Annotated in this window: 18 protein-coding genes; 6 read left to right on the top strand and 12 right to left on the bottom strand. The window is 48.4% G+C overall.

All coding sequences use genetic code 11. From position 1 onward, the window contains the following. Positions 1 to 8 precede the first annotated feature (8 nt). Positions 9 to 1,493, bottom strand: a complete 1,485-nt coding sequence (locus MHI24_RS03560; protein WP_340024184.1) for a serine hydrolase domain-containing protein — start codon at positions 1,491 to 1,493, stop codon at positions 9 to 11. 246 nt (positions 1,494 to 1,739) lie between these two features. On the opposite strand from MHI24_RS03560, the gene MHI24_RS03565 reads away from it, so the two are divergent. The 3 genes from MHI24_RS03565 to MHI24_RS03575 all read left to right on the top strand — a co-directional run bounded on the left by MHI24_RS03565 (position 1,740) and on the right by MHI24_RS03575 (position 4,398). Next, positions 1,740 to 3,590 carry a M28 family peptidase gene (locus tag MHI24_RS03565; protein WP_340024185.1) on the top strand — a complete coding sequence of 617 codons (1,851 nt, stop codon included), beginning with the start codon at positions 1,740 to 1,742 and terminating at the stop codon, positions 3,588 to 3,590. Positions 3,591 to 3,695: 105 nt separating this feature from the next. Continuing rightward, positions 3,696 to 4,016 (top strand): MazG-like family protein, encoded by a 321-nt coding sequence (locus tag MHI24_RS03570; RefSeq protein ID WP_076078525.1) that lies wholly within the window; start codon positions 3,696 to 3,698, stop codon positions 4,014 to 4,016. A 55-nt stretch (positions 4,017 to 4,071) separates the two neighbouring features. Beyond that, on the top strand, positions 4,072 to 4,398 hold the full coding sequence (locus MHI24_RS03575) for a VOC family protein (protein WP_340024186.1): 327 nt from the start codon (positions 4,072 to 4,074) through the stop codon (positions 4,396 to 4,398). A 124-nt stretch (positions 4,399 to 4,522) separates the two neighbouring features. Here the strand turns inward: MHI24_RS03575 and MHI24_RS03580 are convergent, their stop codons facing one another. The 5 genes from MHI24_RS03580 to MHI24_RS03600 form a co-directional block, all read right to left on the bottom strand. Further along, entirely contained in the window at positions 4,523 to 4,780 is a 258-nt protein-coding gene (locus MHI24_RS03580) for a hypothetical protein (protein WP_340024187.1), read from the bottom strand. 22 nt (positions 4,781 to 4,802) lie between these two features. Continuing rightward, entirely contained in the window at positions 4,803 to 5,078 is a 276-nt protein-coding gene (locus tag MHI24_RS03585; protein ID WP_340024188.1) for a DUF6809 family protein, read from the bottom strand. A gap of 671 nt (positions 5,079 to 5,749) precedes the next feature. Further along, positions 5,750 to 6,730 carry an SDR family oxidoreductase gene (locus MHI24_RS03590; RefSeq protein ID WP_340024189.1) on the bottom strand — a complete coding sequence of 327 codons (981 nt, stop codon included), beginning with the start codon at positions 6,728 to 6,730 and terminating at the stop codon, positions 5,750 to 5,752. Between the two features lie 352 nt (positions 6,731 to 7,082). Further along, on the bottom strand, positions 7,083 to 8,405 hold the full coding sequence (locus tag MHI24_RS03595) for a HAMP domain-containing sensor histidine kinase (RefSeq protein ID WP_340024190.1): 1,323 nt from the start codon (positions 8,403 to 8,405) through the stop codon (positions 7,083 to 7,085). 2 nt (positions 8,406 to 8,407) lie between these two features. Continuing rightward, positions 8,408 to 9,121 (bottom strand): response regulator transcription factor, encoded by a 714-nt coding sequence (locus MHI24_RS03600; protein WP_340024191.1) that lies wholly within the window; start codon positions 9,119 to 9,121, stop codon positions 8,408 to 8,410. Between the two features lie 468 nt (positions 9,122 to 9,589). Here MHI24_RS03600 and MHI24_RS03605 point away from each other — a divergent pair, with 468 nt between their 5' ends. Next, complete coding sequence (locus MHI24_RS03605; RefSeq protein WP_340024192.1) at positions 9,590 to 10,495, top strand: serine protease; 906 nt, start codon at positions 9,590 to 9,592, stop codon at positions 10,493 to 10,495. Between the two features lie 87 nt (positions 10,496 to 10,582). On the opposite strand, the gene MHI24_RS03610 is transcribed toward MHI24_RS03605, so the two are convergent. Both MHI24_RS03610 and MHI24_RS03615 read right to left on the bottom strand, forming a co-directional pair. Next, positions 10,583 to 10,990, bottom strand: coding sequence for a hypothetical protein (locus MHI24_RS03610; RefSeq protein ID WP_340024193.1), 408 nt, complete (start codon positions 10,988 to 10,990; stop codon positions 10,583 to 10,585). A 93-nt stretch (positions 10,991 to 11,083) separates the two neighbouring features. Further along, positions 11,084 to 11,380, bottom strand: coding sequence for a hypothetical protein (locus MHI24_RS03615; protein WP_340024194.1), 297 nt, complete (start codon positions 11,378 to 11,380; stop codon positions 11,084 to 11,086). 66 nt (positions 11,381 to 11,446) lie between these two features. Between MHI24_RS03615 and MHI24_RS03620 the strand changes: the two genes are divergently transcribed. Further along, positions 11,447 to 12,085, top strand: a complete 639-nt coding sequence (locus tag MHI24_RS03620; protein ID WP_340024195.1) for a hypothetical protein — start codon at positions 11,447 to 11,449, stop codon at positions 12,083 to 12,085. 5 nt (positions 12,086 to 12,090) lie between these two features. Here the strand turns inward: MHI24_RS03620 and MHI24_RS03625 are convergent, their stop codons facing one another. Continuing rightward, positions 12,091 to 12,675 carry a TetR/AcrR family transcriptional regulator gene (locus MHI24_RS03625; RefSeq protein ID WP_340024197.1) on the bottom strand — a complete coding sequence of 195 codons (585 nt, stop codon included), beginning with the start codon at positions 12,673 to 12,675 and terminating at the stop codon, positions 12,091 to 12,093. Between the two features lie 169 nt (positions 12,676 to 12,844). On the opposite strand from MHI24_RS03625, the gene MHI24_RS03630 reads away from it, so the two are divergent. Next, positions 12,845 to 13,831: an NADP-dependent oxidoreductase gene (locus tag MHI24_RS03630; protein WP_340024199.1), complete on the top strand. Its 987-nt coding sequence runs from the start codon at positions 12,845 to 12,847 to the stop codon at positions 13,829 to 13,831. Between the two features lie 570 nt (positions 13,832 to 14,401). Here the strand turns inward: MHI24_RS03630 and MHI24_RS03635 are convergent. The 3 genes from MHI24_RS03635 to MHI24_RS03645 all read right to left on the bottom strand — a co-directional run bounded on the left by MHI24_RS03635 (position 14,402) and on the right by MHI24_RS03645 (position 17,646). After that, positions 14,402 to 14,902, bottom strand: coding sequence for a DUF6756 family protein (locus MHI24_RS03635; protein WP_340024200.1), 501 nt, complete (start codon positions 14,900 to 14,902; stop codon positions 14,402 to 14,404). 35 nt (positions 14,903 to 14,937) lie between these two features. Next, a complete protein-coding gene (locus MHI24_RS03640; protein ID WP_340024201.1) occupies positions 14,938 to 15,414 on the bottom strand; it encodes a GyrI-like domain-containing protein in 477 nt (158 codons plus the stop codon). Between the two features lie 108 nt (positions 15,415 to 15,522). Next, positions 15,523 to 17,646 (bottom strand): alpha-L-rhamnosidase C-terminal domain-containing protein, encoded by a 2,124-nt coding sequence (locus MHI24_RS03645; RefSeq protein WP_340024202.1) that lies wholly within the window; start codon positions 17,644 to 17,646, stop codon positions 15,523 to 15,525. Positions 17,647 to 17,662: the final 16 nt, after the last annotated feature.

A 17,662-nucleotide genomic window follows, 5' to 3' on the forward strand; every position in this document is an offset into this window, starting at 1 on the left:
TCCCCTCTCTATACTCGCCGCAAATCTCTGCCTGCTAAAACCATAGACAACACGCAGCTAAGCGAAGCCAGCCCCATCCACAGCAATACGGAATAGGACATCCATACACTAATCATAGTATAATTGTAATTTGCCAATAAAGGCCAGCCCAGCACGAATAGCAGCAGCAGCGTTCTGATGAGCAGCGTAATACAGGCCTTGAGCTTTTGACGGCGAATCCCCTTCTCTGTGGCAAAATCGCTTCTCCCGCCAGCCAGCCGGATGAGCTTAAACGCAATACCAATCACAGTGAACACAACTAACAACGAAGCTACCCCATCCATCAGGATATAAGTATCATCATACTTGAACGTCTTCATCGGCTGTCCCTGCATCTGGTCATAGATATTCTGGGCAATCAGTGTTGGGGCGGTAGAGTTCAGATTAGCCAGCACGAACACCCCCTCCTTCCGTTCCGGATCAATGATTACTTGGGAGGAATAATTCGGGTTGCTGCCGCTATGACGGATCACCCCCGTCTTCAAATCTTGGCTCCAGCCGAAGGCATAGCGCAGATCCCCGCTTTCCTGTCCGGCTGTACGTAGGTTAAGCTCATGCGACTGCTGAATGGCCTTCTTCAGATCGTCCGGGAGCTCGCTGCTTCCCAGCTGGGCGTTGACCCAGTGCTGCAAATCGTTCAGACTCGTCACCAGATACCCTGCGGCTATATTTCCGTAATATCTGGGAGCATCGTAAGCCATGCTTTTGCCAAAAAACACCCGATACCCCTGAGCAAGCTTCTCCGGCGTCTGTTCCTGCCCTGTCGAGAAATAGCTGTCGTTCATCCCCAGCGGCTTCAGAATGTGTTCTGTTACATAATCCTGATAACTCCCCCCTGTCACCCGTTCAATAATCGCTGCCAAAATATCGTAATTCACCGTAGCATATTGATAGGCACTGCCCGGCTGGGTATCCAGCGCAAGGCTGGACATTCTATGTATGGTCGCTGCAAGCTGCTCCTGACCTGAACCTTCAGGGATCAGGCGGATGCTCCAGGACGGTATTCCGCTGGTATGTGCGAGTAGTTGATTAATGGTGATTTTAGCCTTCTCCTCCTTATAGGTCGGAGCGAACTCTGGCAGATATTGCGAGACCTCATCGGTATACGCCAAGGCCCCCTGGTCCTGTAGCATAATCACAGCCAGCGCTGTGAACGCCTTGGTCGTTGAGCCTAGCTCAAAAAGCGACTCCGCTGTGACCTCCTTCCCCTGCTCCTTATCGGCGTAGCCGTAGGTTTTGAATTCTGTTTTGCCGCCTGTGGCGGATAGAATCGCTACCCCTGGAGTCACTGTCTTGTCCATGATGCTCTGCACCATAGCAGACTCACTGTCAACCTTTCCCGAGGCCAAAAGAGTTCCAATCTCCTGCCAACATGCAGCCGCAGCAAGGCTTAGGATTAGCAGCATGGCAATGCCTTTCAGCAGCATTTCTTTTCTTCGCGTTGTCTTCTTCATGATTAGACTCCTTCAAGTTCGGTCGTGTAGATCATTATGCACTTATCTAGTAGGACGTCTTGAAGCAGCCGTTCCCTGCACTATGGGTGATTAATACTTTACCCCAACAAAAACAAGTCCGTATACCGATGTATAAAGAAAATATTTTTTTAGTTTGACCTTGCAGTATACTTCAACCCTTATAGTGAAATATAGTTAAGGATACTCTTATACTAAATTCATTAAAGATAACGAGAGAGGTAAATTATGCGAAGTAAATTTAATGGAGAACTGCCGGGAATTCTATTCCTAATTCTAGCGCTTTGCGCTTCTGTGTTTATCGGGAAAGAAATGTTGTTTGCTATAGTAGCAATAATCGTTTTATTGGCGCAAATAGTTATCTATACTTTTCTTCTCAACAAAAGAGGTAAACTGTTTTGGCTCTATGCAGTGGCCCTGGTAGCGGAGATTATGTTCTTAGCCACTAAGGAGTTCTGGATATTCGCATTTGCTATTTTACTGCTAATCGTCGCTGGGGTATGGAATGTGTTTTCTGCTCGTGCTGTGCGTAAGAGTGAAAAGGTTTTTCTAGTGGTGCGAAGAATGTTGTACAGTATTGTCGCTTTAGTTGCCAGTGTGGTTTGGATCGTTAACCTATATGTTCAACCTATTACGAGGTCTGTTACTCTGCCCGCTGAATGGACTGCTGAGATCAACAATGACCAGCTCGATTCTCCAGCCACCATGCTGGAAAATATCAAAAAAATGAATTCCTTTGGCAGCCGTACAACCGGATCTGAAGGTCACAATCAGTTTATTGCATGGTTACAGCAGCAGTTGACGGATATGGGGCTAACTGTATACCGGGATAAGTATACTTTTGACCGCTGGGAAGAAAAGAAAAGCTCTGTGATCATCGATAACCAGGAAATTCATGTGTCCTCTGCGTTTCCATACTCTGGCGAGACCGATGCAAATGGAGTTACCGGAGAATTGGTCTACACCAAGCCTGGTAAATATGATCAAGCCAAGGGCAAAGTAGCCGTCGTGGAAATCAAGAACTTTAAGAACTTCCCTATAGCACTGGTGATGAATATACGTGACAAATTCCGGGCGCCGGGCGGTATTCCATCAGATGAGGGGGATCTGGTCCTTACCACTGCTCTAAAGCATGCTAAATTGGAAGAAGCAAAGGAAAACGGCGTTAACGCAGTCATTATCGTCTGGGATGGTGTTTCAGATGAAAAGGCTGAACAGCAGTACCTCCCATTTACTGAGCATTATTTTGGAATCCCCGCCGTTTGGGTCAATAAAACAGATGGGCAGAAGGTAATCAACGCAGCTAAGGCACATCAGGCGGGCACAGTGATTCTAGAGGCAGAAAAACAGGAGCATGCGCCGACCGAATCTTTTTATGTGAAAATTGAAGGAAAGAACAAAAAGGAATCAATCATTGTTAATACGCATACCGATGGTGTAAATGTGGTAGAAGAAGACGGTGCGATTGGCATGCTCTCCATGATTCGTTACCTGCAGCAGCAGGAGCAGCCAGAACGGACTATGATCTTCTCCTTTGTAACAGGACATTTCAGATTGCCCGAATTCAAAGGTACGTCGCAGGCAACCTCAACCTGGATGCAGGCTCATCCTGAGCTGTGGGATGGTAAAGATGGACATCTGAAAGCCGTGGCAGGACTCACTGTAGAGCATCTAGGCGGCTTGGAATGGAAAGACAATGCTTCCGGACAATATGGACCGACTGGCAAAATAAGCACAGAATTCACCTATGCAGGGAATGAACGAATGAAAGCCATTTGGATGAAAGCCGTTGAAGACAGAAATAACACCCGGACCGTTATCCTGCGCGGACACAATAACTTTCAATTCGGTGAGAGTCAGCCCCTGTTCAATGCCGGGATTCCAATGATTGGCCTGATCCCCATCCCAGATTATCTGCTGGTAGATAGTGCAGACCGAGAGATGGATAAATTCGATGTGAATCTTATGCACGAACAAGTCGGGTCTCTATTGAAAGCACTACAGCTTATGGATCGTACAGAGACTACGGCGCTGGGGACGGCAGACCGGTATTCGTTTTTCTTTGGGCGGAGTAAGTAGTTGAAAGATAAAAGCTAACACCGATGCCAAAGTACAATGAGCGTAATTATGGTATTATATATTCGAGTTTTTGAGTCGATCAATCTTCTTATACCGGAGGGAAACATGGATATTACTGAATTTCAACAATGGGTTAGGGAATATTACAAGAATCGTAACTGGTCGGACTTAGATATATTTGTTCGTATTGGATTTCTTGCTGAAGAGACTGGGGAAGTCGCCCGCGCGATTCGTGCATTAGAGATTGGCAGGGATCGTCCAGACGAGGTTGCAGGCACATTTCAAGAGAATAAAGCTGAATTAACCGAAGAACTTGGAGATGTTCTAGGAAATCTCATTGTCATCGCCAATAAATATGATATATCGCTTGAAGATATCTTAATAGCGCATAAACACAAGCTTCAGGCACGCTATTCAGAAAATTAAGCCCCCCCAAAATAAGGAAGAAGGTATGCACATGAAGCTTTGTGGAGTTTGTATTATGACTGACAATGCACCGCGCCTGGCCGCTTTTTATGAAAACGTGCTTAAAGAGTCTCCGGTTGTTGAAGGACAGCATTATGGATTCGACAGCGCCCAGCTTGCGGTCTACAATCCGGGCCAGGTGAACGTGGTCAATGACAAGAATATGTCTCTAATGTTCTATGTTCATGATGTCTTGGCTGAGTATGATCGTCTAAAGCAAGCCATCCCCGCTATAGGGATTGCCTCTCCACCTGAGCGCAGACCGTGGGGCGCCTACTCCTTCTGGTTCCTTGACCCCGACGGCAATACGGTGAGCTTCATTGAGAAGAAGGATCTACCGTGATATACCAGTAAACACCGTACTTATCGACGACTTCAGCACAGCAGGAGCTCCAGGGAAGGGCTCCTTACGGAACTAGCACCGTGCCGCCCTTCACTAGCATTTCGTATGCCTTGTTCACTTCCTCTTAACTCGCAAAGTTAATTCCATAACTCATAGTTGGCCGTGACCCCTCTAATGATGATGCGAGCATAATTCTAACCAAGTTATCATTGTGTGATTCGCTGACTGCAAATATTTCTTGTCCGTCTCTAAGTAATGATGCGTGCATAAATGTGCCATCCAGGTATTTCTCATGGTAGCCCAGGGTAAGTCCAAAGGCTTCTGAGTAAAACGCTACAGCTTCATTGGTATTCTTGATGTATAAGGTTGCTCCTAGTTTCATGGTGTGGACCTCCTTAGTTTATTTAACTTCTCTCCCCGCCAAAAACCTCAATCATCGTTAACGCACCTATTTTGTAGCCTTGCGTAAAAGATAGTGCTGAATGCAGCGAGCAGGATTCACTATGTAGCTCCAGCAGTTCCTCGACCTGATCAAAATCCTCTTGAGAGAGTCTCTCTTTAAGCATCTCTAATGAATCAATAATCTGCTGATTAATCCTTCGCGATTCTGGATCGTTTGGCTTCACCTGCTCATTGGGACGCAAACTCCCATAATATAAATCCTCTAAAATAATGATCATCAGACCTCCTTAAATGTGATGCCTAGACTGGGAAAATACGGTTCCTCCCCACCTAGTTTACTTGATAAAATGGGTATATGTTGTTTTTTATGCAGTATTCGCATAAGAGTCGGAAAGATTCATTCAAGAAGCCATGAAGAGTAAAATTCAAGGTCATCGAATTCTTTCGGAGGAAGATGGAGTACATAACTGGGATAATTTCGAGTTTGACGGTCCGGTGTGGGTGGTTGATCCTTTAGATGGAACAGTTAATTTCGCCCGGAACCTGCCACATACGGCATTTCGTTGGCTTTTGCCCTTGATGGCGTAGTGCTGGCAGGGGCTGTGTATGCGCCAGATTTGAACTGCACCTATGTAGGAATTAAATATGCCAAAGCCCGACAACAAAAAACCGAAGCAGATGATGCTCCGGTTATGATAATGAGCAACCTATTCCCTCCAATCGGAAGTACCTCTCCACCTGAGCGCAGACCGTAGGACGCCTTTTTTTATATTATTGGAAAATTCAATTTATAATTTGGGTAGCAATAATAAGGCGGTCTACGTCCTATTTGAGGCATTAGCCATGAATCATTAATATAAATCATGGTGACTTTTTCCGACGAATGATTTACAAGTAATAGCTTCACTACCGGATTAAATTCATATCTCAATCCAAGTACCTCCTTATATTAGGAATTTGTAGATTCCCCGCCGTCAACATGCAGCACTTGACCTGTAACAAAACGCGAATCATCCGAAGCCAGATAAACGTAAGTCGGTGCAAGTTCAAATGGATGAGCAACTCGTTCCATTGGGTTAAATGCGCCATAAACAGCCACCTGGTCTGACGAGAAGCTTGCTGCAATGAGCGGCGTCCAGATCCGTCCGGGAGCAACGGCGTTAACCCGAATTCCTTGCTTCACAACATTTTTAGCCAAAGCACGAGTCCAACCAACAATTGCACCTTTTGTGGCGGTATAATCAATCATTTGTTGCTCGCCTACATACGTCACGACTGAAGTAGTACCGATAATAGAACTGCCTGGTTTTAAGTAAGGAATCGCTGCTCTCGTTGTGTAAAAATGTGAGTATATGTTGACTTTGAAGGTGTCATCGAATTGTTCATCTGTAATGTCAAGAAGGCTTTGTTGTTGAAATTGGATGCCAACATGGTTACAAAGAATATCTAGGCGTCCGAAGGCTTGAACGGTTTGCTCTACAATGGCGATACATTGCTGTTTATCCCGCAAGTCCCCTGGCATTAATAGGCAACGTTGCCCCAGTTCTTCGATTCTTGCTTTTGTTCTATTAGCATCTTCATGTTCATCTAAGTAGGCAATGGCAACGTCAGCACTTTCCTTTGCGAAGGCTATGGCTACTGCCGCACCAATGCCACTATCCCCGCCTGTAATAAGGGCAACCTTACCCGCTAACTTGCCACTCCCTTTGTAATTTGGATTTTCAATTATTGGAAGCGGCACCATTAATCCTTCTATACCAGGATGACGAAGCTGACGTTGTTCAGGTAAATTAATGGGGATTTCTTCATAGCGTGTGATTTTTCCGTAATTAGGGTACATGGGGTAAGGTTGAGTTTTCATTTTCTCCAGAAACATCTGTTGCATTTGTTTGATTTGTTGCAGCTCACGCTCATCAGACTCTTGTGCCATTTGACTTCCTCCCACTAAAAAATAATTTGTTCGCCTGTTTTCTCCATCATACGCAGGATTTCCATTTCAACGTTATGACGAAACAGCTTGAGAGGAGAACGCCAGCGGCCTGAGCGCGTATGCGGGAGCAGAGCTGTAGAACGTTCGCGATCCAAAAACGCTCAGCACTTGCTGCAGTTCCCGGAATGTGAGCCAATAGTCATGACACTGAAATGGCTCCTATCGCACTTGGTCCTTGATATGTTTATGTTGTAACTTCCACACATATTTGTAATTAATCAATATCTGTAGAAGTTATTTAAAGAGATAGTCCGCTTTAATCACTCCCTCCGCTATCCCCTTAGCACCTTTATTACCCCACCTTCCTCACAAAACTAAACCGCGCCCCGCCCAGCTCCGAGCGGGAATAGGTCAGCTCCCCGTTCAGCCGTACCGCTATCTGGCGGCAGATGGCCAGGCCGAGACCGGTGACGCCGTTCATGCCGGTATAGAAGCGCTCGAAAACGGCTTCCCGCTCCTCCTCTGCCAGCCCCGGGCCGTTATCTTCAATATGGATCGCCCACGCCGCTCCCGGAACCTCCGGGTCCACCCGGATGACCACCTGATCCTTGGTATGCCTAACCGCATTCTGGAGCAGATTGACCAGGATACGGAACAACTGCTCGCCGGGAATGGTAACTTGCAGGCTCTCGCCGTCCACGGTGAGCTTCAGCTCCCGCCTGGTGGCCTCGGGCATGAGCAGCATAGCAGCTTCTTCAGCCATAATCCGCAGGTCAAGGGTGGCGGCAGGCCAATGCTCGTCAACGGCTTCCAGCCGGGAGAGCTGGAGCAGCTTGTCTACCATATCAATCAAGCGCTGCGATTGGTTGGTGATGACCTCCAGCCCCTCCTCCTGCGTAACCACCTGATCCTGAATGGCGAAGACGAAGCCGTGGATGGACATCAGGGGGGTTTTGAGCTCATGTGAGATATTCTGTAAGAATTCAATCTGGTTGCGCTGATGCTGCTGGATACGCCCCGACATGGACTGGAAGGTGGTGATCAGCTCCCCGATCTCGGTCCGGTCCCCCTGTGGAAAAGGATTCCCCTGTGCATAAGAAGGCTCGTACCGCCCAACAGCTTCCTTCAGCCGGTTCAGCGGCCGCACCACCCGCGACACGGCCAGCAGCCCGATGGCGAGAATCACCACGAAGCTGGCTCCTATGGACAGCAAGGTGGTTCTCATTAATGAGCCGTATAAGGCTCGAAGCGAGGACAATGGCGAATAGATGAAAATCTCATCAGAGAGACCTCTCAGCTTTTCTTGCGCATAAAGTACTTTCCTGCCGTGCAGGAGGGCAATCCCATTTTTCCCCGTTGGCGTGTAGTGCAGCTGCTTCCCTTCCTCCTTCTCATCGCTCGCATCAATGATCCGGTGGTCCGGCCCCAGAATCATGTAGTCCGCGTTCAGCATCAGGCCCTTGACGACATATTTGAACCTGGTACTGTTCAGATTGGTGATATCGCCATCGCTGAGCAGCTTATGCGCCTTCCCGACTTGTCCATGCAGCTCAGCCTTGACCTGATTCACCAGGATGTCGTCGATCAGGCGCACGAACAGCATCACCGTAATCGCAACCGTGACCAGCATGGCGATGCACAGGGAGAACAGCATTTTGCCGCGAATCGTCCGCATGGCTACACCTTCCGCACGGATGCCCGGTATCCGAAGCCCCACACCGTATCAATGAGCAGGGTGGAGTGGTGTTCGGCGAGCTTTTTGCGGATTCTTTTGACCACATCATCTACAACACGGACATCCCCGAAAAAATCATATTCCCACACCTGCTGAATCAGATGCTCGCGCCCGAAGGGCCGTTCCAGATGGGAGGCCAAGAAGAGCAGCAGCTCGAATTCGCGCGAGGTCAGGCTCACTTCCTCAGCATTCACCATAACCTTCCGGTAATCCGCGTCTATCTCCACATTCCCGGACCGGCAAATCTGCTTCACCGCCGCTGCTGGCGTATTCTCCCCGATCACAGCACTGCCCGCTCTAGCCAGACGCAGCATCGACTTCACCCGGCCCACCAGCTCACGCGGATTAAACGGCTTGCTCAGGAAGTCACTGCAGCCCAGCTCCAGCCCCTGAATCCGGTCACTCTCTTCGCCGCGGGCAGAGATCATAATAATGGGCAGCTCGGTGAAGGTGCGCAGCTCGGTAAGCAGTGCCAGACCGTCAATCCCAGGCATCATAATGTCGAGGATCAGGCAATCCGGGTGCTCTGTACGGACATGCTCGACCAGCGTGCGGCCATTCGAGAACGAAGTCACCTCGTACCCTTCCTTGCGCAAATATTCCGAGAGCAGCTGTAAAATAAAAAGATCGTCGTCTACGACCACAATTTTCGCCATTATGTATACCCCTTTACCGTCCTTAATCTAGCTCTATTATACCCAATAGCAAATTCAGAGAAAGTGGTGTACAGTTACGATAATCCCCACAATAGACAAAGATACCAAAATTTATATTAGGTAGGTGATTAGGTGTTTTTCTGGTTGCATGTTGTTCTTCCTATTTCTTGCTTTTTGTTTCTTTTTAACTTTGTGCTCCTGTTTAAGAAGCTCCGTGACGGGAAAGGAATTTCTATCCGAAATATCATTCTGGCTTCGATTGGACTCTATTTAATGATCTATATCCCATCATTGTTTATTGCTATGGAAGCTGGAAGAGTATAATTTATCCCTTTTTGTTAGTTGACGAAATGCGATTGAAGTCAAAATCGTGTTTCGTCTTTTTCGTGTACAATCTTACATATCCGCAGACTGACCGTCACAACCTGTCTCACTCCTCAATAGTATGAAATTAAAGGAGGAGTGAATATGACAGATCGAGTTCGCAGAATCCTCTCAAGTATACTGGCTGTTGCGGTTGTTGCATTGGGCATCCATATCGCCGCAGCTTCTGCCAGCAGCAAGGTGTCCATTACGTCCGTGACTGTCACCAAATCCGGCATTGCGGTTCGGCCTTACACCAGTAACCCGGCATTATCCAAGGAGCAGCAAGTCATAGCCTATCGTAATTATAAGAATCTGACACGAGTTGTCATGATAGAAAAGTATGTCCTGTCTGATAAAGGAACCAAGCAAAAGATAGGCAGCGCAGCAGGCTTTATGTTACCAGGCGGATATATTGTCACTAATAATCACGTGGCCCCCGCAAGTTATAATGGAAAGGCATTGCGGTTCCAGATCACTTTTTACGCCCAAAAATCGGACGGGTATCTGCTTGGCTCACTGGTGGCTACCGATGTGAAGGAGGACCTCTCTCTGCTGAAGATCGATGCTAAAAAAATCCCCAAGGTCTATCAAGACAGCTATTTCAAGGATTTCAATCTCCAGCCGGCGGCAGGTGAGAAGGTCACGGTCATCGGGCATCCTACTAAGCCATTAGGAACAGCAAATACTGTAAGCACCAAGAAGTACACCTGGACACCGCTCTATGGATCGTTCACAGCCGACAATGTAGCCGTTTTCCGTAAATCGAAAAATCCCTCAATCCCCGACATTTACACAAATTCCATGGAGATCAAAGTGCAGACCTGGCCCGGGAACAGCGGCAGCCCCGTTATAGATTCAAGCGATAAAATCGTCGGAATCATCTCCTCCACGATACTCGGTGAACCCCGCTCCTTTGCTACCAGCTCGAAGCTCATTTTACAATTCATTGAAAATAACAATTTGTCAGAAGCCATTTTTGGACACGCCGCTGACGGAGGTCAGAGTTAGTTAGATGTATAGATCAAAGACGGGACTCTTCATGAGCCCCGCCTTTGATTGTTGTGCGTTTGATGCCTGCCGAAATCTATTGAGTGCTTATTTCTTTTTGGTTGTTACGATTGTCTTATTGCCGGATTTAGCAGGTGTAATAGTCTTTGCTACCGTTTTGTGCTTGGCATGTGCAGCTACTGTTTTTACTGTTGCTTTGTGCTTGGGATGTGCGGCTACTGTCTTTACTGTTGCTTTGTGTTTAGCGGTAACGGCTGTCTTTACTGCTGCTTTTTGCTTGGCTGGCGCTGTTGTTTTTACCGCTGCTTTGGCAGGAGTGGAGACTTTCACAGGAGTTACCTTCGCTGGGGCGGCAGCTTTCACCGCTGGTGTAGTGACCTTCACCTCTTTCACTGATTTTACTACAGGTGCCGTTGCTGCGAATGCGCTCGTTGAGCCGCCTACAACACTCACTACTGCCAACACTGCGATTACTCTTCTTGTCCATTTGATCATGTCAATCACCTCTTCTTTGAAAGTATCTTCATCTTAGCAGGCGATTGCGGGAATTCTGTGGAACAAGTATGAGTAAAGTATATGAAAATGGCTTCATAGAATGTGAACGGTGGCGACATCCTTTCCTGCCCACAGATTGAAGCTGTACCCCGGTACCCACAAATGCCACGGTGCGGCGTCCACAATAAAAGCAACATCCGCATACGTATCCCAAGTACCCTCCACTTGACTGGTGATCCTAACCAATACGGTCCAAATCCCCCCTTGCGTGCCCCCGCCTATGATTTCCTCATAGTCAACAACGATATCACGTATCCATTCATTTCTTGAAAAATTGCTTGGATCCCGATGCCAGGTTATTAGAGCCTGTGCGTGTCTTATGTCGTTCATGACGGTCATCTCTTTTCCATTTGTTGTATAATGAATCAGGGTAACTAAGTGGATGCGGGGTGGGTTATGAGAAAATATTTTTATATGATGATCATTTGCACTTTAATTCTTACGATCGCAGGTTGTTCCAACAATGAGCAGATTACATCCGATACGTTGGCGATCAGAGCAGCAACAACTGAATTAGAGATCAAACCTTCCACAAGCAAAGTGGAGGATTTCCTTACAAGAAACCGGCAGTTCATCTCCAGCTATGACACGGATACTTCCTATAATATCACCCCCGACTTTGTTGCGGAAAATTCTAAATTCTCTGTCTTCAAATATTCTATCTCCTCAGGATCTTTTCTTCTGTATGATGGCGAAGTTTACTCTCTTGGTATGTTTGGCGGGTTGACTAGTGTAGCGCTTGCCGATCTGGATAGGGATCACCAGTATGAATTATACTTTACCGTTGGATGGGGTTCCGGGATTCATCGCTCACAAATCGGTTACTTCAATCCTTCTACGAAAAGGGTCACTGTGTTTGATTTCCAGTATTTTGATCATGATATGATGCTGACTACCGGCGAAGCAGGAGCTTCTCTGATTGTGAATGAAGCAGCTATTGAATATGTATCGTTGGTGGATTTTAAAATAAAGTCCGATAATAAATTAATTGCCAGTATTGTTTCGGAGAAGGGTGAAATTAAATTGAGCTATTAAATCACTTAACTCAAGCTGTGATACAGCCCCAGACCGCTCATTACATAGGGACGAACAATGTCTAGAAGCACATCGGTCCGATTCTTTTCCCCGGCATTTAACCAATAATGCGCTGCACCATAGATGGCTGAACCTGTCATGGCCGCCATGATTTTTATATGATGAATGTCCGCCCCAGAGTATGTATTACCTCTAAGAAAAATGCTTTCTATGGTTTGCTGCAGCAATTTCTTTATTTTGTCATCGACCAGCTTAGCCATCGGATTGGAATCTATTCGGCAGATCCGGTAAAAATCTATGATGTATTGGTGCGTCATTATGATCAGCTGGTCACAAATATCCTCCGTAAACTCCTCTGCACTCACCACTTGCTCAGTGATTCTCTCATGAAAAGCCTGTTCAGTGACTTCATCCAGCAAAGCATATTTATCTTCAAAATGGGCATAAAAGGTGGCGCGGTTAATGGTTGCTTCCTGAGCGATATCTTTGATCGTAATTGCATCAAAGCCTTTGCTCTGCAGCAAATCTCTGAACGCTGTTCGAATTAACTGCCGTGTGCGCAATACCCTCGGATCTTCCTGATTTACCATCCCTATATCTCCTTGTTAAACATCAATATTCACAATGTGTTGCCTATGCAACTTTCCTCTAACTCTGCTGGTTGTACTCTCAAGCACGCAATATTATTATCTTATCAAACAGGTGTTGCTTAAACAATCTGTGAATCATACTTATGTTTATTTTAAGAGGAGGATGATCATGAAAGCTATTGCTTTGACAAGCCTTGGAATTCCCGAAGCGCTGGAAGAACTGGAAGTTCCCGTTCCTGCACTTACCGACACTCAGGTTCTCGTCGAAATGCACGCCTCATCCATCAATCCCGCAGATCAACTGTTTCGCAGCGGTGCAATTCTTGAGGGTCCGTTAGCCGATAAATTTCCGGATCAATTCCAATTGCCGCTTGTTCTGGGTAATGAAGTAGCCGGCATTGTTAAAGAGGTTGGCGGGAAAGTCCGGTATTTCAAGCCGGGGGATCGTGTCATGGGAATGATTCCGCGAGGTGCCTACATGGACTATGTTGCCGTGGAGGAGGATCTCCTGGCCGTTATTCCTGAGAGTCTTTCCTTCGAAGAGGCTGGCGCCGCGCCTGCCGTTGCTCTGCCAGCCTGGCAAGCGCTCTTCGAGCATGGCCATCTTCAACCGGGACAACGCATTCTTGTTCAAGCTGGCGCCGGAGGAGTGGGACATGCAGCTGTCCAGTTGGCCAAGCAACATGGAGCATATGTTATCGCGACTGCGAAGGACTATAATCACGATTTCGTCCGAGGACTAGGTGCTGACGAAGTGATCGATTATACGCAAACCGACTTCACCACCCAAATCACAGAGCCTGTTGACTTCGTGTTGGATGCCGCTATGGACCCTGCCACTTTCGGTACCGGGTTACCGGGATACATCGGAAGGAAGAACTACTCGGTGATCAGGGATGGCGGGACCTATATTTCAGTGGTCGCATTCGCGCTCAATGAATATCCGAAGGTCCGCGGCATTAACGCCTATTTCTTCCAGGCAAGAGCTAACCGTACTGATTTTGAAGCCATTGTCCGCCAGATGCAGGAGAATAAATTGAAGATCCATATCCGTGAGGCATTTCCCTTCACTGCCCAAGGCCTGCTTCAGGCGTATCGCAAAAGCGAAGAGTCAACCAAACGGGGGAAAATCATCATAACGAAAAATCTTGGATAAATGCCCTGCCAGCCGGGATGGGAATTTGCAATCTGCACAAGCGGAAACGGCTTTGCCGTCCTTTTTAAGGACGGTATCGTTTCAGCGAGAAATATAAGGATAAGTTATCGTGTGCAACATATAAATTCTTATATTTTGAAGAAAAAAGCTGTCCCAGAAGCCATGAAACGGCTGCTTGGGATAGCTCTTTATGCTGGAGTAGATTGGGCCTGAGCACTTGGGGGATGGGGAACGCTCCTATTCAGGCATCAGGCCTGCGTGTGTGCAAATCTATGCTGTTTTCAACATACATTTGGCCCAAACGCCTTCAGCGAGCCCATTGTATACTGTTTTTGGCATACATTTAGCCCATGCGCCTTCAGCGAGCCCATTGTATGCTGTTTTCCACATACATTTAGCCCACGCGCCTTCAGCGAGCCCATTGTATGCTGTTTTTGGCATACATTTAGCCCATGCGCCTTCAGCGAGTCCATTGTATGCTGTTTTTCACATACATTCGGCCCACGCGACTTCAGCGAGCCCATTGTATGCTGTTTTTGGCATACATAATTCCCGCAATAAAAAGGGCTATCACTTTTGGGACAGCCCTTCATATCTCATCCACCGTTCAATGATCGGCTGGCCGCTCAGGTGCAGCATGTCGTGGTGATCTTCGCAGAGGAGCCACTGAAGCTTTTTGGAAATCAGGTAGTATTCATTAAGCTGGCATAACTCAGGGATCACCTGGAGAATCGTCGCCGTCTTGCCCTCATACAGCCATAGCTTATCATACAGGTCCTCCGCCATGAACCAGATGGAGTCATCTTGGATGATGTCTCTTAGCTTGGCATAGTTTTTGTCTGCGAAGCTGGCGCTATGCCGGGGCTCCTGCAGCCGGTTCCAGCCCCAGTGTAAGCCCTGCGTATGATGGGTCTTGACCAGAAACCGTTCTTCAATTCCACGCAAAATAGGCTTCCACTGATCTTTGCCGACTTCATATAACGCGCTCCGGTCCAGCTTCAGCGACTTGATTAGTTCTTCGATCTCTGTTCGGACAGATAGGGAATCCACAGTAACACCTCTTTCTTGCAAGGACGGGCTTCTCCTCAGTGCCTCAGGCAGGAACACTATTTTAATGCAATAAACATCTCAATCTCATTGTCCAGGCTATCCGGTCTGTACCGTTCATCCCATACCTCAAAATCATAATCCTTCGGTTCATTCCCCGTCGCATACATCCACTCTCCATACAAATAATCATAGGAGCGGCTAATTTCGGATTCGAGGCCCTTATGGATGTAGGTCACATATCTGCTCTCAGGAACGGCATGGCTTACCATATTCAGCGGAATCTCGTCGGGATGAGAGACGGCATACCCAAGCATATGAACGAAACGGTCTGCCTGTGGATCGAACTCCGGGGTCAGCGGATACAATTGCATCAGAATCACATGGTCATGGCGCTTGTTCAGCACCTGGTCTCTGCCTGCGGTTAGCGCATGATAGGTCTGCATGCCCAGCCCCGACTCGAATGCGGCGACATCCGCTTCTACCTGATAACCGACGACATAGAATGCGGGTAATGTGATGACTTTGGCTTCCATGCTGTTAACTGTTCTCCCCTCTCATACGAATCCTTTAATCTTACAATTCCAGGATAACATATCAGAGATACTACTTCCTATCCCAAGGCTGCCTGGATGTAAAAGCTGCTATAGACCGTCAACCTGAACGCCTTCCGGCACTTGAAGCATAAACGGCTCGGAGGCGGTCTTATCCCACCCTGCAGTGATCGCTCCATACGGCGTAGGTAGGGTCCCCCAACATGTTGAGATGCCTTCGATCGGCTGCGGGTGGAAAGCGATGGTGCGGTAGCCAGGCTCCACCGGAACAACGCCCAGCACGCGTGAGACGATCCAGTGAACCGGCGTTCCCGCCCAACTGTGGCACAGGCTGATCCGGTAAGAATCATAGGCCGTGTACGTGGTCAGCGCATCATGGAAATCACCGTCATACTCCAGCGTGACACTCTCCCAGCATGTTGTTGCGCCTTCCTTCAGCATGGTCCCCCATACCCGGGAGATAGCCTCCCAGGCTTTGTCCTGATATCCCAGCCGGGAACAGCATTCCGCCAGCCAATAGGCGGATAATGGCGTAATCGGATCAGCAACAGTGTAGCCCTGCAGGAACCGCTTCGCTTCTGCCTCTTTTACATAACCGCTAAGGATTCCAAGCAGCGGTGTAATGAGCTGCTCTCCCTGCAGAAACTGCTCCCCGGGAATGTCGGGATATCGCCATGCAGGGAGGTTCACCAAGCCCGGTATGTAACTCTTCAGCTTGCCTATGTTCTCCCCCGTCAGACGCAGGAGCGCCTGCATGCCTAAGCTGGCTTCCCCGGCGTCCATCGAAACCCATTCCATGAGCGTAAAGCTGAAGCCTGCAAGCTTCTCCGTCTGTGCATCTATGTTTGCGGCCACTTGAAGGCTATGCCGCATCAGTTCATCCTGAAGCGACAAGACGAACGCTTCGTCACCCGTATGCAAATAATACTCCCATATATTATTGATCCACCACAAGGTATACGCAGGAATATCGTTCATCCATGAGCCTTCCGGGGTTCCCCGGCCCAGCTCCTCAATTGAGCGGCGAAGCACAGTCAGATCATCCCAGAGGACGTAATCCGCTTTGGCCGCCAGGTAAAAGTCATACGTCCAGTTCAGCCTGTCACGCTTGATGCCGTCCCACAATCCGATCTGATGACAGATACGGTTCGTATGCAGCGAAATATCATAGATGCGCTGCAGCAGATCTGAGTCCGTATTAATAGTACCCGCTTGATTCAGCGGGACAGCCGCTTCCTCCGCACACCACTCCACCTCATACGGTTCCCCTTCCGCTGCCAGAATCGTCATGCGCAAATACCGCAGCCCTTGCGGGAGCGTCACCCGCGTCTGTCCAGGCTCCAGCCGGATCACCTCCGTCATCAGTCCGGCATAATGCTCCAGCTCCTCCAGGGATTCCGCGCCGTTCCATATCACAATCAGTGCTGCTTGGGAAGGGTTGTGAAGCTGGAACCGCGCGTTATATTCCTTCCCCAGGTCTATGACACAAGAAGGCAAGGCGCTTCTGTCCATACTCCGCCACCATTGGTTCATTTCAAGCCATTCAGCCTGCTTGCGCACATGGTAGAATATCTGAAGCTCCTGACGGGCCGGAACCGGAACGTGGCAAATGCCTCGTCCGTTTCCCGTGACTCGGAGCTTTTCTCCAGAAGAGCTTACTTCCATATGAGCTGGCGGAGAGACCGTGCAACCGGAAATCGGACTTACTGCGATATCACCGAAGCCGCCCGCAACGAACCAGTCCAGTCCGTCCTCCAAATCACCGAACGGCTCTTCGCCGAGCAGACATACCTTAACGGCCCCCTCTCCGTTCGCCGACCAGCTCTCATCTGTACGCAGCCAAAATTCATTGGCCGCCAAATAAGCCACACATCCAACCGTCCGTTCATGCAGGTGAATGTTCACTGGCGCTGTCGGCATGAATACAGAGCAAGCAATCCGCAGGCGAATCGTGTGCGCTCCTGTGTCCAGACACTCCGGGAACGAGGCGATCCGTTGGAAGGCACAGACATTGCCTGCGCTCTCTTCTACCCGCCCTGCAATCACGCCGTCTATCTCCACCTCGGCTGATCCCGTCAGCGCAATGCGGAACTCCACATTCTTAATCGCTTGAGCTAAGACGAATGTACGGGTAAGCTCAATGCGCGAGGCGCCGTGACGGTCTGCATGCCAAATCCACTGGGGAATTCTCTCTGCTATCTGTGATATCTCCATACTGCAATCCCCTTCC

The organism is Paenibacillus sp. FSL K6-1096 (assembly GCF_037977055.1).
In the GTDB taxonomy this organism is placed as follows: Bacteria; Bacillota; Bacilli; order Paenibacillales; family Paenibacillaceae; genus Paenibacillus_AQ.

Coding starts and splice junctions, on each gene's coding strand:
- MHI24_RS03560 (WP_340024184.1), bottom strand. CDS start 1,493: ATGAAGAAGACAACGCGAAGAAAAGAAATGCTGCTGAAAGGCATTGCC.
- MHI24_RS03605 (WP_340024192.1), top strand. CDS start 9,590: ATGACAGATCGAGTTCGCAGAATCCTCTCAAGTATACTGGCTGTTGCG.
- MHI24_RS03590 (WP_340024189.1), bottom strand. CDS start 6,730: ATGGCACAAGAGTCTGATGAGCGTGAGCTGCAACAAATCAAACAAATG.
- MHI24_RS03610 (WP_340024193.1), bottom strand. CDS start 10,990: ATGATCAAATGGACAAGAAGAGTAATCGCAGTGTTGGCAGTAGTGAGT.
- MHI24_RS03600 (WP_340024191.1), bottom strand. CDS start 9,121: ATGGCGAAAATTGTGGTCGTAGACGACGATCTTTTTATTTTACAGCTG.
- MHI24_RS03570 (WP_076078525.1), top strand. CDS start 3,696: ATGGATATTACTGAATTTCAACAATGGGTTAGGGAATATTACAAGAAT.
- MHI24_RS03625 (WP_340024197.1), bottom strand. CDS start 12,675: ATGGTAAATCAGGAAGATCCGAGGGTATTGCGCACACGGCAGTTAATT.
- MHI24_RS03565 (WP_340024185.1), top strand. CDS start 1,740: ATGCGAAGTAAATTTAATGGAGAACTGCCGGGAATTCTATTCCTAATT.
- MHI24_RS03580 (WP_340024187.1), bottom strand. CDS start 4,780: ATGAAACTAGGAGCAACCTTATACATCAAGAATACCAATGAAGCTGTA.
- MHI24_RS03615 (WP_340024194.1), bottom strand. CDS start 11,380: ATGAACGACATAAGACACGCACAGGCTCTAATAACCTGGCATCGGGAT.
- MHI24_RS03620 (WP_340024195.1), top strand. CDS start 11,447: ATGAGAAAATATTTTTATATGATGATCATTTGCACTTTAATTCTTACG.
- MHI24_RS03595 (WP_340024190.1), bottom strand. CDS start 8,405: ATGCGGACGATTCGCGGCAAAATGCTGTTCTCCCTGTGCATCGCCATG.
- MHI24_RS03630 (WP_340024199.1), top strand. CDS start 12,845: ATGAAAGCTATTGCTTTGACAAGCCTTGGAATTCCCGAAGCGCTGGAA.
- MHI24_RS03575 (WP_340024186.1), top strand. CDS start 4,072: ATGACTGACAATGCACCGCGCCTGGCCGCTTTTTATGAAAACGTGCTT.
- MHI24_RS03645 (WP_340024202.1), bottom strand. CDS start 17,646: ATGGAGATATCACAGATAGCAGAGAGAATTCCCCAGTGGATTTGGCAT.
- MHI24_RS03585 (WP_340024188.1), bottom strand. CDS start 5,078: ATGATCATTATTTTAGAGGATTTATATTATGGGAGTTTGCGTCCCAAT.
- MHI24_RS03640 (WP_340024201.1), bottom strand. CDS start 15,414: ATGGAAGCCAAAGTCATCACATTACCCGCATTCTATGTCGTCGGTTAT.